Raw genomic sequence first — 16,675 nt, forward strand, 5'->3', positions numbered from 1 at the left:
TTGTGGAAAATTCTATCTTTAACTTTTTGTCTTTTTTGATGAGAAATTTAATAATAAGTTTAATGATTTTCAGGAGCTGGTTCCTGCTATCCGCTATATCTTTTTAGGCAGAATATTTTCGGTTTAATTAAGTATTATCGTTTGCCTAAAAAGGATGCCGCTGCTATCCTACCGTCTGGACACATCTTCAAATAGCTTCCACCCTTGCATCATTGAATTGAATTTCTGTATTCCAATCCATAAAGTAGTAATTCCGGGTTTTCGCTCAGAGTTATAGCCTTTCCATCCTCCTAATCTGGCAATTGCCCAGACATACCTTTTTAAATCTTTATCTTTATACGGATTTTTTAATTTTTCTGTTTTGCCTTCTAATATTATTATCTGATAGTTTAAACATTTTAATTCTGATTCTGAAAAACAACTTTGTGCTTCTATATCCTGCTCAGGAGAATCATACGCAATTTGCATTAAAAACAACTTAACGATGGTTTCCATCATCATTAAGGAAAGTTTTCGAATCGATTTGGCATAGGTTAATTCGCTGGCTTCTATATTAAAACCTTCTTTCTTTAATATCCTGAAGACTTCTTCAATTATCCATCTGCAGGTATACCAGTTAATACAGTTTAATGCCGTTTGCAGATCATCAATCTTCATGGTTGTCAATAATCTCCAACATATTGGATTCTCTATAGTTGTATCTGTTTCCTTGGCTTCAATAATATAGAGCGTAATAGTTTTGGGAGCTGTTTTTGAACTTAAATCATTCTTATTTATGGTTACCTGAGAATATCGAACCTCCAGGATTGCTTCTCTTTTTTTTTATATTTCTTCTTTTATCGCCTTCCAATTCTATTGAATATTGTCCCTTTGAGGGCTGATTGGAGATATAGTCAAAAAGTTTGGTCTTATCAGAAAGGGTTCGATTGGCTCTTGCACGAACTAATAAATGTGTTCTCTGATCTGGAACACATCCAAATTGCTCATAAATATCCCCTTCGCGGTCTTGGATAATAATGATTTGTTTTGCCTGGCTTAAAGCTTTTTTCGATTTTAGGGAAGATTCTATCCACTTGTAAGATTCTTTTTCTTCTGTAGGAAGTTTATTGTAATCACGGTCTTTTTTGGTTAATTTATCTAATGGTCTATTCCATATCTTAACATCCGAAAAACCATAAGGAACAAATGTTTGGGCGTCGATCACAAAACTGGGATGAATTAGAAAACCAATTCCTCCTTTTGCAGCATTGGTTGTGCCAATATATTGATCTTTCTTTACCCTGTTTTTGTGATTGTATAAATTAACTTTAGTTGTGTCCTGAATACATAAAACAACCTTGTCTGAACAACAGGAAATGCAATTTGAGGACATGTTTTTTATAATATCCGCTTCTGAAACATTATCATTCTGCAAAAAACGATAAATAGATTTGGCTTCCGAATCACTCTGGGCAATTTGACGAATCGAATGAACACTAGTCCTGAATAATTTATCAAAAATTAAATTGCCCCTCCTTAATAAACGCTGATCTTTTAAATCCTTAAATTGTCTGTCTTCCAAAATTTGGCTTTTTCAAATATAAACATTTTTGTGTCCAGACGGTAGGCTGCTATCAGGGCTAGGAACACCAGGTCTTGTAAGAACATTAGAAGCATCACTAATTAAAAGTCCCCATAATGAGTTATGCTAATTTATTTATACATTCGTAAATTAAATATTACCTATGTTTATCACCCATATAAACAAGTTACAAGCCATTTCACAACAAATCCTATGAAAAGAATCCTCATTACTTTGATTTTATCTTTATCATTAATCAATTGCAAAAAAGATAATTCCTTGCAGAGAGAAAACGAACCTACAATTTATATGATTGAAGAAGTCGATTCAGAAATAAATACTGAAATTGAAAAAGCCAAACAAACTTTACCACATTTCTATAAAGCTCTAGAATCTAAAAATCCAAATTATAATGGGTTTGGTATAAAAATGACTTTTCCTTATGATAAAGGAAATGAGCACATTTGGGTAAACAGCATATTCAAAAAAAAGAATGAATATTTTGGAATCATTGACAATCTTCCGGAATTTACCTCTGAAGTTAGGCAAGGCGACACCGTAAAAATTGAATCTGATCGCATTAGTGATTGGATGTATCTTGAGAATTCAGAATTAGAAGGCGGATATACAATCAAATTATTGCGTCTTAGAATGACCGACAAGGAAAGAGAAGAGTTTGATAAAGTAAGTGGAATGATAATTAAATAAGAAACGGCTTGTAACAGCCGTTGTGTGATATTGTTAAAAAAAGAAGTAAAAATGAACTTTAAACAGATCGATATTCAAAAATTTGATTCAACTGGTAATTATGTTTTGAATGAAGAATATGTACTTTCCTATATTTATTCCGATGGATGGACTGAACGATTATTTAGAATTGCATTTTTTATAGATATATATTTTGACTGCAAAATTGATTTAAGTTTTTATTTAAGAAATAATAAAAAAAAGAATGATACTTCATATAGTCAAAAGATTGAAAAGCAAATTGAATCACAAATCCCTATAGAAATTAAAAACTTAATTGTGTCATTAATTAATCTAAAAGAGTTAAAATTGAAGTATTTATATGCTGACACATTTATGGAAGATTCAAAAGATGAGCATTTTGTTATTAATCATAATGAAAAATCACATAATGTTGGAATAGGTATCTTTCTTAAAAAAGTAAAACCTGAAAATGAATCTGAAAATTTATTTTTCCAACTGCATACAGAATTTGAAAAATGGAAAGAAGATATATATAAGAAATATTATAATGTAAAATTACAAAATCACACAACAGGCGTTAAAGAACATTTTAAATAACATTATTGTGAAAAACAGAAAAAATATAATTCGTTTTTTAGCAAGCTTAAGTATGCTGATTTTCTTCTCACCTTTTTTCTAGATGTGTTCTGATAAGCACATTAAAGAAAGTTCTAGTTTTATTAAATCATGTCATAAAGCTGAAACAGCGAAAGAAAAAGAAATAGCTTTCGAAAGAGCAAAAAAGGACTTTTCTTTGGCACCAATACCTGCTCTGGTAATTATTCATTCTAAGTGTTGCGCAAACTCTGGCTTTGCGCTTTTTTTATACCTAAAAATCACAACTGAAGCTTATGCAATTCATCCAATAACTCCTTTTCATCTTCCGGCAAGAGCTGCAAGGCAATTTCAAGTAAAGTCATTACATTAATATCCGTATTTACGGTATGACTTGGTAAACTTGGTGCATCATGATGAAGCAAAAGAATACTAGCTTTTAGCAAATCTGAAACCATTAAGTTTAATTGGTTGTAACCGGAAACTTTTAGTGTTACATTAAACGAATTATCACTATTATGATGCGGTTTTAGCTTTTTAAACTTTTTTGACGTGTACATTGATTGAAGAAATTCTGCTATTTGTACTTTATGTTGTGTTTCCATAATATTCTATTTTAGTTTGTATAGTCTTTTTATTCTAATTTTTCATAGAGACGAAATTACAAGTAATAGATTACTTTTAGAGGATTGTATACAATCAGTTGTATACAACCGATATGTAAATCAAAATAATAAACCCTAAAGATTACACAAGAAATATCTTATATTTGATGCTAATTAAACCTTTTGAAATGAATAAGCTGATCAAACTAAATCTTACAGGAGTAATTTTATTTCTTACTTCATGCTCCTCTTCAATGTCTCCAATTCAAGTACATAATACACTTCCCTCCCTAACAAAATCAAAATACATTTTGCAATCAGAAATAGAGAAAAACAACTGTAAATATTTAACTAAAAACAGAAGTTATACAGCTCCTATAGGATTGTTAACAAAAAATGATTTAAAAAATGGCGCACGAGGTATTGATGAATGGGTAATTTTAGATGGTGGTAATGCTTATGTATTAAGAAACTATAAATGGGTGAATATAGATAATGAAGTTACAACTCAACTTTATTTAGAATTTGATACTTTATTGTGTGAATAAATCCGTGCCCGCAACAGCAAAACACAATACTAAAAATCTTTATAAATCTTATATGCATAAACTTCTTTTATTACTTTTCTCACTTCTCCTTATTTCGTGTGATTATCAAAAACCCCAAAAAGATAAGTATCCTAAAATGCTAACATTTTCTGATGTGGCTTCAAATCCTGAAAAGTTGAATCTAAAATTTTTCAGCGGAAAAAATGAAGATATCCAGGCTATTTTTATCACAAAAAAAAATTGTATTACAGTTAGTTATGTGAGTAAAGATAATAGCGCTGCATCTTCAGACTCTATTGTTATTTCAGATTATTCCAGCCTTAAAAATTGCAGGAAATATTATTTTAAAATCGATCAGTCTAATAATACTTCTATTAAAGATGAATCCAATTCACAATCAAAAAGTATTGATTTGTATCATGTAGAAATGATTGATGATGTAATCTACACTCTCGATTATAAATTTTCACCACCAAATTACAATCCGCAACCGTTAGATTCATTATTTTGGAAAAATAGAGGTGCTAAAGTAGAAGTATACAATATCACAAGTCTGCATAATGAAGAAGATGTTTTAGAACCGTTTGACAGTATCGTAATCGGAAACACTTCACAATGTGGTGGTGGAAGATTAGGCGGACCAATAGTTTGCCCGGTCTATTTAGATTACTTTAAAATTTCTTCACCCAAAAAAACAGTTTATTTTAAAGAATTAAGCAGCTATAATAATTTCAAAATTTTAAAAATTTTTGATACAAATTGTTTGTTACATCTTCCCAGAAGTTTTGACAAAAACACCAGTTTATTTACTATTAACGACTGATTATTTTAAATACCCCAATGTTGAAGAAGCTACACATTATTTAAAACAAAACAATGTAAAAACCTGTGATGATATTGAGAAAATCCCTAAAGACATGCATTGGATTATGGGTCCTTCAGGTACCGTTTTTAATTTGCAAAAAAGAGCTAACATAAATAAATACTAGTCCCTATCCGGATTGATTTGATAAAACCAACATAATTACGTACTAAATTTAAACCCAATATAATATGAAAATCGTTTATACATTGTTTTCTTTCTTTATTTTACAAACAATCATTTCACAGACAACTGTTAAATCTAAAACTTATGGAAACTTAGATTTTAAGGAGCTCGATTATGGACAAGCAAATGTTAAAGGCAGAAAAACCGAAGAACTTAAGAACTCTCCAACAGGAACCCGTGGCTGGTTACAAGATTTTGAGATCATAAAAAAAACAGATTCAATTAAGGCTGTTAAAAAAGCAAATTTTGGAGTTGTTTACATGGTTACTGCCAAAGATACTGTTGACATTAACATCGATATTGAATGGATTTATCCTGAAAAAATAACAAACGATAAAGGCGAAAAATTTAAAAGCATAAGATACACAACAAAAAGGCCAACTAATATCGCTTCAGCCTCATCTTACAGTTTAGATGAGCCTTATGAATTGATTAAAGGCAATTGGCAAATGAATATTTTTATAGAAAATAAACTCGTTTATAGTAAGACATTTGTTTTGTATTAAAACTGCTCTTTGAAGCTTTCTTCTTAAAAGTCGTAATTACCATATCTGCGAAGTGTTTCTGCTGAAGTACAACGCTTTGTCAGCTATTTAATACCTATTTAAATGAAAACAAAATCCTTTTATATCTACGGAGCATTCTTTATGATTTTTGTTGCTGCATGTTTTTTATGGATGCTTAGAAATAATACATTCGCAGAAAAAGCTACTCATATTGATTATCGTGATAAAGATATTGAGAAAAGATTGGGATTTACATTAGAAGAATATGTAAAAACAAAATCAATAATTAATTTGCAACTTAACGGAAATGGAAAATATAATGATAGTATCCTCAATCTGTTTCAGCTTGAAATTCAAAAAATAATGAAAGTTGAAGATGCAAATAAGGGGATTCATTTAAAATTTAGTAGAAAAACTACTTATGAAAATGTGATTCGCTCCTTTCAGATTTGCAAAATAGAAGATTGTTCTACCTATATTCCTGATGATTATGACCTTTGGGTTTTTCCATACTATAAATAAAAAATCTAATCCATGAAACTACTACAGATCACTACCCTACTCTTAATTTTCACCCTCACCTCATTCGCACAATCAAATCAATTCGTTGGTAATTACGAGCGTTCACTGGTTGACACTGATGGAAAACATGTATTTGAATATAAACTGACCTTAAATCAAGACGGAACATTCGTTTTTCATTATTATTCAAATATCAAACAAGGAATTCCACCTGAAGTAAATAAATACGGAAAAGGAAAATGGAGCGCAAAAGACAATCTGGTTACATTTTTTTCGAATAAACAAGAAGACTTTGATGCAAAATATACGTTGGATTTTAATAATTCTACAGCGAGATTTGTTACTAAAAATCCGAGAGATAAAAGTGATAAAATAGTCCAAACAAAACTTACGTTTTTGGAATCAGAAATCTCGTGGATGCGAAGAATTGATATTTTTAAACTATAAATCTGCCTTATAAACCCGACAGCACAGATTTTTAATTATAAATACCATAAACCTTTGACAAACAAACACTCATACAATAAAATTATTGACAGCTGGATCAACGCCAGAAATAATACTATTGTAAACAAACCCATCATAGACTTTGCTGACTATATAAATTCAAAAGGAACTATTTTAGACATTGGTTGCGGAACAGGAATGCCAATAGCAAAATATCTTTCTGACCGTAATTTTTCCATAACAGGAATTGACCTATCGGCTAAAATGATAGAAGCAGCCAAATCTATCGGTATTAATAACGTAGTCTTTTGTACTTGCGATTTTTTTGATTTTGAATCAGATGAAAAGTTTAACGGAGTTATTGCCTGGGACTCGCTTTTCCATTTCCCAAAAGAACGCCAGATAGAAATTTACAACAAAGTATATCACCTGTTAGCTCCCGGAGGTTATTTTCTTTTTACCCACGGAAAAAAAGAAGATGAACATATTGACAAAATGTTTGGAGAGCAATTTTATTACAGCTGCCTGTCAAAAGATTTTGTTCTCAGCTTAATGAAAGATCTTGGTTTTGATATCGTATATTCAATTGAAAATTTTGTCGAAGAAAAAGACCAGCGGGACTGGGTTGTGCTGGCAAGAAAAAAGTAAAAATAAATACTCCGCTCTTGCCAAAAAATAAGCAGCTACAATATTCTATTGAGTCGTATTCGTAAACTGCCTCTGCTAAGATATTAGAACTATCGTACCTTATGCTATTTTACTTATACCCATTTTTCTTGTCTTTGTACCTAAATCCTGAAGGCTTAATACATTTTTTCAGCAGTCAGTTTCTTAATTGTTTAATTTCAGGTCTCCAAAAGAGATAACTACAAAAATTAACTAAAGAAAACCATTATGAAAACGACAAAAAAGGTATTACTTTTAATTACGCTAATCTCACTCTGCGCCTGTAAAAAGGATTCAAAAGGAGACAAAGATGATTATACAACTGCACAAAACAGTACCGCAGCTACTGAGTGCCTGGCTCCTTCCGATTGGTTTACGATGGTAAACAACACCCGACAAACTCCTGCGCCAAATGAAGGCCCAACAAGCGTATTTGCCAACAATGCAACGGTAACCAATTGTGACTTTCACCAGTGGTCCTGGCAAAAATTTCTTTGGCTGACTAATGAGGTGAATGGAGTACCATCATTTATGACATCGCTGATCCAGGTGAGTGCAACAGGTCAGCGATTAGATCCTGCTAACGGAATTGTTTTAACGGATACTGCTCAGGCAAGTTCTTCTACTGATATTTTAAAAACACCTAATTATACATCTGGCGTTCCAAAATCTACTACGGTTTATTATTCGATATTCATGGATAAAAAGATGCACGATACAATGTTAAAATATGGTCCAATAGCAAAAAATGATCCTTCAAAAATAAAAGGTATCACGTTTCCTGTAGGTTCATTAGAACTTAAAACCTCCTGGATTGATGCGAGTGTTCTTAAAGATCCTTCTTCTTATTTTATTACGCAGGGAGTAATTAATGGAGTAAAAACGAAAGTTGCACTTTTAGGAATGCATGTCGTAGGAGTTGTAGAGAACCATCCGGAGTTTGTATGGGCTACTTTTGAGCATGAAAACCTTGCTCCTGCTTATGACTGGTCAAAAGCAACACCAACGACTGATGCACCTGTTACCAGTACTGTAGATTATCCCTTTTTTAATAAAAGCAGTACTTCAACAATTACAAATATAACGTCTGGAAACGGGATTTATACTGATGTGTTTTCGGTTTATAAACATGGTGTTCCGGTTGAAAAGGCAATGAAAGGTTCTCATGATGTTCAGCTTTTCATGAAAACAAGTCAAAATGGCTCGGAGAACTTTAATAATATTCGTACCATTAATCAAAGTGTTAAGAAACAGTTGAAAGGTATTTGGAATAATTATTTTTACAATGGTTCAATATGGATCAATACGGAAGGATACAATACGACTCAGCAACAAGCTGCTTTATTAGACTCGCTAAGTGGTACTCTTTCAGAATCTACACCCGGAAAATTGACCAGAGGTTCTGTTGCAGCCTACAATATTACGATGGAAACCTATGTTCAGGTAGGATTTGGCCCGAAATCAATACATCAGGTTACAGTCGATAGTCTGGTTAATTGCTTGTCATGTCATAATGCCTCTCACAGATCGAAACTTTCTCCCCTTTATATTAGCCATGTTTTTAATGGGTATGTAGGAAGCCTGAAAGGCTTAACCAGAAAGCAAATTAAACAGGAAAGTGTTAAGGAAATCATGGACGATTATAATTTGCGACAAAAATTAAGATAACTAAATGGATGATCACTTTAGTTATTAAAGCAAATATAAAATTTAAATATAAAAAAACCACAAGCGAAAGTTTGTGGTTTTTATGTTGAAATTGATTATTCAAAACTAAATAACCACACACTCAGTTTTTTTTTCTTCAATTATTTTCAAATTCATTATTTTTTGAGCAACATCTCCCCTTTCGAATAAACGAATGAACTTGAAAACAGCACTTACAAAATATCCTGGATTTGAAACCAATCTGGCGATTTCGGCAATTCTTTTATCTCTTTTCTGTATGTAGGTTTCTCTTTGATTTTCCGGAGTTACTACAAACTCATTTGCAAATTTCCAGGCTCCATCCCTAGCAGTTTTCATACTAAAATCTATAAAAAAGTTATCAATTTTGCCTGATAATTTCAGTATAATTGCGAGTGTTGGCCAAATTTTGATTAAGCATTTTTCGACATGTTCTACCAGATTACTAAGAATAATATTAATTTGATTAAAATCAGATTCTAAATCTTTTATGTTTTTAATCGTACTAACTTCAGCCGAGGCTATTCCTAAATCGAGGTTTACATGGGCATTTATTCCAAGTAGTAAATGCTGAACAACTATTGGCCAAAAACTTTCTGCCTGCTTAAAGGAGAATTCCCAACAGTCTGATGCTTTTTCTTTCGCTTTATACTGGTAATACGCCTTTAGGTATCGATTGGCAAAAATAACATCAAGTTTCTCCATTCGCTCCCCATTCTGAAATGAACCATCAGCAATCCCTTCTTTGATTCTTACAGTAACTTCACGATATAGCATAGTAAACAAACCTATAGCACTTTGTTCCAGTTTTGATGTTTCAATTATTTCATCCAATAACTGAATGACTTCATTTATTGTAGTAGCTTGTTTTATATTCATTTATAGCTGGTTAAGATTAAATTAACATAAGCGAATATAATTATTTTAATCTTTCAAAAAAGTTTATTTGAAGTAAATATCTTGTTATTTTTAATACTCGCCTTAGAATATTGTTTTATTGGAAATCTTATGATTACCGGGTTAAACTATTATACCGCAACGGTCTGTAATGTATGGGGCGATCTTGGCTTTTACATCAGTTTTAAAGCTGATGTAAACTAACAGTATTGATTATAACAAATCACTTGAAAATGGTAAAAAAATGTACTCAAAAGATACTCTGAAAACAATGCCGGATTTCTTTGCAGGTTAATAATGACGCTAAGTCACTAAGGTTTTATGCCGCTAACAAAAAACTTTGCATCTTAATACCAAACCTGATTGCTAAACCGTAAAAAATTTCAATACCAATTTCTAAATCCTTAATTTCGCTTTCAAATAAAAAGAGAAAATGAAGGTCTGTATTGCCGAAAAACCAAGTGTAGCACGAGAAATCGCATCCGTTTTGGGTGCCAATGCCAAACATGACGGTTACTATGAAGGCAATGGTTATGCCGTGACCTACACTTTTGGGCATTTATGTACTTTAAAAGAACCCAATGATTACAAGCCGCATTGGAAAAGTTGGGATTTGAACAACCTTCCTATGCTTCCTGAAAAATTTGAAACCAAAGTAGTTCAAAATTCGGGTATCGAAAAACAGTTTAGAATCATAAAAAGTTTATTTGACAAAGCCACAGTCGTAATAAATTGCGGGGATGCCGGACAGGAAGGAGAACTTATTCAGCGTTGGGTGATGAACGAAGCCCATTACAAAGGCGAAGTACAGCGCTTATGGATTTCTTCGCTAACCACCGAAGCGATAAAAGAAGGTTTTGAAAATTTAAAACCAGCTGCCAACTACGATAATTTATTTTACGCCGGTTTTTCCAGAGCTATTGGTGACTGGTTATTAGGTATGAATGCTACACGTTTATATACCGTAAAACACGGCGGGTATAAACAAGTCCTGTCTATTGGCCGGGTTCAGACACCAACTTTGGCAATGGTGGTTGACCGATTTAAAGAAATAGAAAATTTCAAGCCCCAACCCTATTGGGAATTACAGACTTTATACAGGGAAACACTTTTTAGTTATGAAGAAGGTCGTTTTTTGAATAAGGAAGATGGGGAAATTTTGGCGAATAAAGTCAAAGAAAGTGATTTTGAAATTGTTTCGATTGATAAAAAAAACGGAAATGAATTTGCACCAAAACTGTTTGATTTAACAGGTTTACAGGTGTATTGCAACCAGAAATTCGGATTTTCGGCAGAGGAAACACTAAAAATTGCTCAAACACTTTACGAGCAAAAAGTAATTACATATCCAAGAGTAGATACGACATTTTTACCCAATGATATTTATCCAAAAGTACCTGGGATTCTGCAAAAATTAACCAGTTACACAGAACTGACGCAGCCCATTTTAGCGAAAAAAATCAAAAAATCGCCTAAGGTTTTCAATGATAAAAAAGTAACTGACCACCACGCTATTATTCCGACCGGAGTTCAAAACAATCTGCAATATAATCAGCAGCAGGTTTATGATATTATAACAAAACGCTTTATTGCCGTTTTTTATGATGATTGTCTGGTTGCCAACACAACCGTAATAGGAAAAGCTGCTGAAGTTATGTTTAAAGCTACCGGAAAAGAGATCTTAAAAAAAGGGTTTCGTGTTGTTTTTGAAGATCCGGGTGCAAAAGAAAAAGAAGCAGATTTACTGCCAAATTTTGTGGTTGGTGAAAAAGGACCGCACGAACCATCATTCCTTCAAAAAGAAACCAAACCACCGAATCAGTTTACTGAAGCGACTTTATTGCGTGCCATGGAAACTGCAGGAAAACAAGTTGATGACGAAGATTTACGCGAATTGATGAAAGAAAATGGTATAGGGCGTCCGTCTACGCGCGCTAATATTATTGAAACGCTTTTTAAACGTCAGTATATTGTACGAAATAAAAAACAGGTCTTGCCTACTCCAACAGGCATTCAATTGATTGATACGATTCAGAATGAATTGATAAAATCAGCAGAACTTACCGGTTCCTGGGAAAAACAACTGAAAGACATTGAAAAAGGTACTTTTACTGCAGGTGCCTTTATCAAGAACATGAAACGCATGGTCGAAGCTTTGGTTACTGAAGTACGAAGTGAAACCAGACACGCAAACATTTCTCATGCAGCAATGATTCAGAAACCAGTTGTAAAACCTGAAAAAGAAAAAAAGAAATCCTCAGGAATTTCGGCAGAAACGTGTCCAAAATGCCAAAAAGGAAATCTCATAAAAGGTAAATCAGCTTATGGATGCAGTGCGTACAAGTTGGGTTGTGATTTTGTGCTTCCTTTTGTTTTTCATGATAAAAAGATTACTGAGAGCCAATATTTACGCCTGATTCAAAAAGGTTCAACTGTCAATATAAAAGGCTTTAAAACTGATGAGGGCACTGTTGAAGGTTTAATTCGGTTTGAAGAAAACTATAAACTAAAGTTAGAACCAAAGAAAAGTGATAAAAAAACTGACTCAAAAGAAAATTCAGATTCATTAATCTGTCCAAAGTGCAAAAAAGGGACAATACTAAAAGGCAAAAACGCTTACGGCTGCAGTGAATATAAATCGGGTTGTGATTTTAAAGTGACTTTTGATGATGTAAGAGCAAAATTAAAAAATCAAAAACCAACTAAGGAATTGGTGTATTCGATTTTAACAGCTAGTATTTGAGTTTTTCTGCCCCAGATTAAAAGATGAAAATATTTTTTGCTTCACTCAGATTCTGCAGATTTAAGCAGATTTTTTTAATTTAAATTTTGATTATCCGTTTTTAGTCATAACCCTGTGATGCTTGCTATTACTAGCCTGTCGAATAATTTTTCCTCAAAATACCTCCTATTAAGCTTGTAAACGAACTCATTTAGGTATAATTGAAGATATTTTCCTTTAATTTTATGGAAATTTCCTAGGAAATTTCTTTTTGCATTACTAATTGCAATATGAACCCATCTTAAAGTTTCTGTGGTTGTTTCTTTATTGGATTTTTCAGTTATATGAATTTCTACATATTCTGCAATGTCTATATATGAAGTACTCTTGTCTGTAAAAAGGATACTTTTTTCAGAAATAGATTCCTGTATAGTTTGATTTATTTGCTCCGATGTATGATCCGTTAAAACCTTTGCTTTAAAATACCTGCACTGATTTGATTTTTCACCCGTTTCTATATCTTCTAAAACGGTAGATTCTGCCATAATTGCAACGTTAGATTTCCCAACAGCACCACGTCCACGAATTCCTTTTTCTTGTTCTATTTCAGTAGATTCAATTGTAAAATAACCCTCGTCAAATTCAATCATTCCTTCCAAAGTATAGCGTGCATCTCTATTTCCCATTGCTTTTCGAAGTTTATGAACCATAGACCAAACTGGCTCGTAACGTTTCAATCCCAATTGTTTTTGAATTTCTTTACTCGAAAATCCTTTTTTTGTTGCCGTTAATAAAAATATAGTTTTGTACCAAACCAAAAATGATAAATTCGAACTTTGCATTATCGTTCCACTACGTAATGAAATTCGACTTCTACATTTTTTACATTCATAGCTCCATCTGCTTTTTATCCAAAAATGTTCTGTGCTTCCGCATTTACATTGAACTCCGATCTTATCTCTTTCTTCTTTAAAATGAAGTCGGCAAGATTCTTCGCTTCCAAAATTTGCAGTAAAATTGAATATATTCATCGCTTTTTTTTATCAAAAATAAGGCTTTTTATTCAATTATGAGTAATTACGGATAATCAAAATTTAAATTTTATAAATCTTTTTTAAATCTGCGTAAACAAAATTTAATAACAAAAATTAATATAATTGCTTCTTTATCTTAGTCATTCGGGATATGGCAAATAATTTTTATCTATTTTAGCTGTACTATTAAAACTAATACTTCCAAATATGTTTCAGAAAATTACGCTTACAGCACTTATTATAGCTTTCGTTTCCTGTCAGAAAAAAGAAACCGTTGAAAAAGACAAAATCAAAAAAGCAGACTGGCTAATTGGAAACTGGGAAAATACTTCACCGGATGGTATTTTAACCGAAAACTGGAAAAAAGTAAACGACAGTACTTTTAACGCTGTTTCTTATTTTATCAAAGGTAAAGATACTTTGCATTTTGAAAACATTATTTTGGCTCAATTAGGTGAAACGCTTACTTACAAAGCGACTGTAAAAGGTCAAAATGATGACAAACCGGTTTCCTTCCCTTCTACTTCAGAATCAGACAAACAATTGGTTTTCGAAAACCCTAAACACGATTATCCACAAAAAATTATTTATACAAAAGGAGCTAATAATACTTTGACAGCTGAAATTTCAGGAAAGTTGAATGGGAAGCCGACTACGGAAAGGTTTATTATGAAGAAGAAGTAATCTTTTCTTAGAATCATGGAAAATAGAACATTACAATTTGTTATAAAATCAATGTCATTTCATATTTTATTTTTAGTTCTTTTTATATCATGCAATAATTCTGAATTAAGATCCAAAAATATTAAATCAGGTTTTTTATATGATGCAGGAATCTACAATATCCCGGGCAAAAACAGAAATATTTTAATTAAAGAATTAAAAGATGGTTCAAAAATATTTGCCATTCGAGATCGTAATAATAAAATATTATTTCAGCAAAGTCTAAACGAAACTTTTAGCGCCAATCATTATTGGCTTTTATATATTGATAAAGATACCAATGTATGGTATTATAATTCAGACCACATTTCACATCAGGCAATACTATTCAATAAAAAAACACAAAAATATGAAATGAAAGATTTTTGTACATCCAAATTACATTTACCTCCAGAATTCAAAAAAGAAATAGAGACTAATACATCTAAAGTTTGCGAGTTTTAATAAATATAATTTCTGGTATTATTGAAATAAACCTAAAAATTGTTTCTAATGAAAAAAGTCTTTTTATTATTTCTATTTTCAATTTTAATAATAAGCTGCAACGAAAAAAACCAAAATTCAATTGATGATATCTGGGATAATTTTTCCTTCAATTCAATATTAACAGATAGTAATCAAATCGTTATAAAAGCTTACGATTCAAGATTAACAAATAAAAGAGTAAATGTTGAATCGTATATTGCAACTAAAGAATTTAAAACTACAACAAAACAACAAGTCCAGGACATTGAAACCATTTTTGAAAATGCTACAAAAACTGGTTACTGCTGTTGTCCAAAAAGCTCATTTTCTATTCATTTTTATAATCAAAAAGAAGAACTTGATTACTTTTATGTTGATACTCTGGAATTTAAAAACAAGATAAGATTTTGCGAAAAAAGTTATCAATATTCATATATTATTGAAAAACAAAAATGGAAAGATTATATAAAAGAAATTAGCAAAAAATGAGTACTCAAACGGAATTTTAAACTTTTATCGTTCACAAAAAACTTAGAATCTAAGCATCTCGGTCGCTTAGCAACTTAAAAAAACTACTCATCCTCCCCTATCTTATTCACCATAAAAATCATCAGAATACCTAAAACTGCCATAATTAAAAACGCCCATTTCATACTTAAATATTCAGATATAAAACCTACCATTGGCGGAACTAGTAAAAAACCAAGATACCCAATTGTAGATATAGAAGTTATAGCTGAGCCACTGCTTAATTTTGAAGATCTTCCGGCAATACTAAATACTAACGGAACCACACAGGAAACTCCAAAACCAATTAAAACGTAACCAAAAATAGTTGGGTAAGCATACGGCAAAATAAAACAAAGTGCAAAACCTGCAGTAATTAAAATTCCACTGTAAAGCAGAATTTTTTTTATCCCAAATTTCGTTACACCAGAATCTCCAAATATTCGTCCTAAAGTTACTGCTGTTGCAAAAAACACAAATGCAGCACTGGTTAATTTTGGAGAAGCTTTCAGAATATTTTCAAAATAAATACCGCTCCAGTCATACATGGTATTTTCGCAGGCCATGGAAACGAAACAAATGACAGCGAATTTTATAAGGTTCTTTTCCGGCATTGCAAAGAATTTTTTCTTCACAGGAACCGGCTCATTATGAATGCTCAACGGATAAAAACAAGCCGTAAGAGCCAGCATAAAAACACTTACTCCTAATAAATGATGAGATGGCGCAATATGCTGTGTTACCATTACATACCCAAAACCTGCTCCCGAAAAAACAGCGATACTCCAAACAGCATGAAAACTCGTGATAATCGATTTTGGATATAATTTCTGTACTTCAAGAGATTGTGCATTAATCGATAGATTGAAAATATTGCGCGAAGCTCCAAAAATTAAAAGTACGATAACCAATTGCCATACAAAGGCTACTAAACCCGGTAAGGACAGTACAATATTAAACATAATTGCCCCTAAAAGCATGATATAACGGCTGCTGTGTTTATTTAATAATTTTCCGGTAAAAGGCATTGTCAGCATCAAACCAATTGGAAAAGCAAATAAGACTGCTCCAAATTGGGCTTCGGATAAATGTAATTGGGCCTGAATATGCGGAATACGGGATACCCATGAGGAATATCCAAATCCGGAAAGAAAAAAAAATACAGTATTAGCCAATCTAAATCCTTTGGGAGTATTCTGTATTTTTTTTAAAAAGGGAATAATCATTGAGCTATTTTCAATTTAATTTTCTGCAAAATTAAGGTTTTTAAAACCAAATTCCCTTTTTAAACTTTTCTAAAATGCTTTAAAATAACAAAACAATTAAATGTTTAATAATTTATAATAAAAAAAATACTTCTAACATTTTTTGCTCCTTTTTAATAAACATTAATAAATTATTTGAAATCAATCTAAATAATATTTGTTGAAGAG

General features: G+C 31.9%; 19 protein-coding genes. 13 read left to right on the forward strand and 6 right to left on the reverse strand.

Annotation, left to right across the window (positions count from 1 at the left end; genetic code table 11):
* Positions 1–168 precede the first annotated feature (168 nt).
* Both BXU10_RS15740 and BXU10_RS15745 read right to left on the reverse strand, forming a co-directional pair.
* Positions 169–807, reverse strand: a complete 639-nt coding sequence (locus tag BXU10_RS15740; RefSeq protein ID WP_369803415.1) for a transposase — start codon at positions 805–807, stop codon at positions 169–171.
* A complete protein-coding gene (locus tag BXU10_RS15745; protein ID WP_189328100.1) occupies positions 770–1,561 on the reverse strand; it encodes an IS4 family transposase in 792 nt (263 codons plus the stop codon). The genes BXU10_RS15740 and BXU10_RS15745 overlap by 38 nt, the downstream gene beginning before the upstream one ends.
* A 213-nt stretch (positions 1,562–1,774) precedes the next feature.
* Here BXU10_RS15745 and BXU10_RS15750 point away from each other — a divergent pair, with 213 nt between their 5' ends.
* Both BXU10_RS15750 and BXU10_RS15755 read left to right on the forward strand, forming a co-directional pair.
* Positions 1,775–2,269, forward strand: coding sequence for a DUF2314 domain-containing protein (locus tag BXU10_RS15750; RefSeq protein WP_189328101.1), 495 nt, complete (start codon positions 1,775–1,777; stop codon positions 2,267–2,269).
* A gap of 51 nt (positions 2,270–2,320) precedes the next feature.
* Positions 2,321–2,869: a hypothetical protein gene (locus tag BXU10_RS15755; RefSeq protein ID WP_123922028.1), complete on the forward strand. Its 549-nt coding sequence runs from the start codon at positions 2,321–2,323 to the stop codon at positions 2,867–2,869.
* Between the two features lie 278 nt (positions 2,870–3,147).
* Here the strand turns inward: BXU10_RS15755 and BXU10_RS15760 are convergent, their stop codons facing one another.
* Positions 3,148–3,471 carry a hypothetical protein gene (locus tag BXU10_RS15760; protein ID WP_078228301.1) on the reverse strand — a complete coding sequence of 108 codons (324 nt, stop codon included), beginning with the start codon at positions 3,469–3,471 and terminating at the stop codon, positions 3,148–3,150.
* 188 nt (positions 3,472–3,659) lie between these two features.
* Here BXU10_RS15760 and BXU10_RS15765 point away from each other — a divergent pair, with 188 nt between their 5' ends.
* The 7 genes from BXU10_RS15765 (at position 3,660) to BXU10_RS15800 (ending at position 8,876) form a co-directional block, all read left to right on the forward strand.
* The gene (locus BXU10_RS15765) at positions 3,660–4,019 is read left to right on the forward strand and encodes a hypothetical protein (protein WP_078228856.1); all 360 of its coding nucleotides are present in this window, start codon (positions 3,660–3,662) and stop codon (positions 4,017–4,019) included.
* 136 nt (positions 4,020–4,155) lie between these two features.
* A complete protein-coding gene (locus BXU10_RS15770) occupies positions 4,156–4,842 on the forward strand; it encodes a hypothetical protein (protein ID WP_123922029.1) in 687 nt (228 codons plus the stop codon).
* 230 nt (positions 4,843–5,072) lie between these two features.
* On the forward strand, positions 5,073–5,573 hold the full coding sequence (locus BXU10_RS15780) for a DUF3859 domain-containing protein (protein ID WP_078228307.1): 501 nt from the start codon (positions 5,073–5,075) through the stop codon (positions 5,571–5,573).
* A gap of 102 nt (positions 5,574–5,675) precedes the next feature.
* Positions 5,676–6,095, forward strand: a complete 420-nt coding sequence (locus tag BXU10_RS15785; RefSeq protein WP_078228310.1) for a hypothetical protein — start codon at positions 5,676–5,678, stop codon at positions 6,093–6,095.
* A 12-nt stretch (positions 6,096–6,107) separates the two neighbouring features.
* On the forward strand, positions 6,108–6,542 hold the full coding sequence (locus BXU10_RS15790; protein WP_078228313.1) for a hypothetical protein: 435 nt from the start codon (positions 6,108–6,110) through the stop codon (positions 6,540–6,542).
* Positions 6,543–6,596: 54 nt separating this feature from the next.
* Positions 6,597–7,190, forward strand: a complete 594-nt coding sequence (locus tag BXU10_RS15795) for a class I SAM-dependent methyltransferase (RefSeq protein ID WP_189328102.1) — start codon at positions 6,597–6,599, stop codon at positions 7,188–7,190.
* Positions 7,191–7,436: 246 nt separating this feature from the next.
* Complete coding sequence (locus BXU10_RS15800; protein ID WP_078228317.1) at positions 7,437–8,876, forward strand: hypothetical protein; 1,440 nt, start codon at positions 7,437–7,439, stop codon at positions 8,874–8,876.
* A gap of 105 nt (positions 8,877–8,981) precedes the next feature.
* Here the strand turns inward: BXU10_RS15800 and BXU10_RS15805 are convergent, their stop codons facing one another.
* Positions 8,982–9,773 (reverse strand): DUF5995 family protein, encoded by a 792-nt coding sequence (locus BXU10_RS15805; protein ID WP_078228319.1) that lies wholly within the window; start codon positions 9,771–9,773, stop codon positions 8,982–8,984.
* 451 nt (positions 9,774–10,224) lie between these two features.
* Between BXU10_RS15805 and BXU10_RS15810 the strand changes: the two genes are divergently transcribed.
* On the forward strand, positions 10,225–12,534 hold the full coding sequence (locus tag BXU10_RS15810; RefSeq protein ID WP_078228322.1) for a type IA DNA topoisomerase: 2,310 nt from the start codon (positions 10,225–10,227) through the stop codon (positions 12,532–12,534).
* Between the two features lie 104 nt (positions 12,535–12,638).
* On the opposite strand, the gene BXU10_RS15815 is transcribed toward BXU10_RS15810, so the two are convergent.
* Positions 12,639–13,544 (reverse strand): IS1595 family transposase, encoded by a 906-nt coding sequence (locus tag BXU10_RS15815; protein WP_078226492.1) that lies wholly within the window; start codon positions 13,542–13,544, stop codon positions 12,639–12,641.
* Positions 13,545–13,754: 210 nt separating this feature from the next.
* On the opposite strand from BXU10_RS15815, the gene BXU10_RS15820 reads away from it, so the two are divergent.
* The 3 genes from BXU10_RS15820 to BXU10_RS15830 are packed head-to-tail and all read left to right on the forward strand — an operon-like array spanning position 13,755 to position 15,224.
* Positions 13,755–14,231 carry a DUF6265 family protein gene (locus tag BXU10_RS15820; RefSeq protein ID WP_078228325.1) on the forward strand — a complete coding sequence of 159 codons (477 nt, stop codon included), beginning with the start codon at positions 13,755–13,757 and terminating at the stop codon, positions 14,229–14,231.
* Positions 14,232–14,246: 15 nt separating this feature from the next.
* Complete coding sequence (locus tag BXU10_RS15825; RefSeq protein ID WP_078228328.1) at positions 14,247–14,714, forward strand: hypothetical protein; 468 nt, start codon at positions 14,247–14,249, stop codon at positions 14,712–14,714.
* Positions 14,715–14,762: 48 nt separating this feature from the next.
* Positions 14,763–15,224 (forward strand): hypothetical protein, encoded by a 462-nt coding sequence (locus BXU10_RS15830; RefSeq protein WP_078228329.1) that lies wholly within the window; start codon positions 14,763–14,765, stop codon positions 15,222–15,224.
* 83 nt (positions 15,225–15,307) lie between these two features.
* Here the strand turns inward: BXU10_RS15830 and BXU10_RS15835 are convergent, their stop codons facing one another.
* Positions 15,308–16,417, reverse strand: a complete 1,110-nt coding sequence (locus BXU10_RS15835; protein WP_223255475.1) for an MFS transporter — start codon at positions 16,415–16,417, stop codon at positions 15,308–15,310.
* Between the last annotated feature and the right edge of the window lie 258 nt (positions 16,418–16,675).

This window comes from Flavobacterium sp. LM4 (assembly GCF_002017935.1).
GTDB classification, from domain to species: domain Bacteria; phylum Bacteroidota; class Bacteroidia; order Flavobacteriales; family Flavobacteriaceae; genus Flavobacterium; species Flavobacterium chungangense.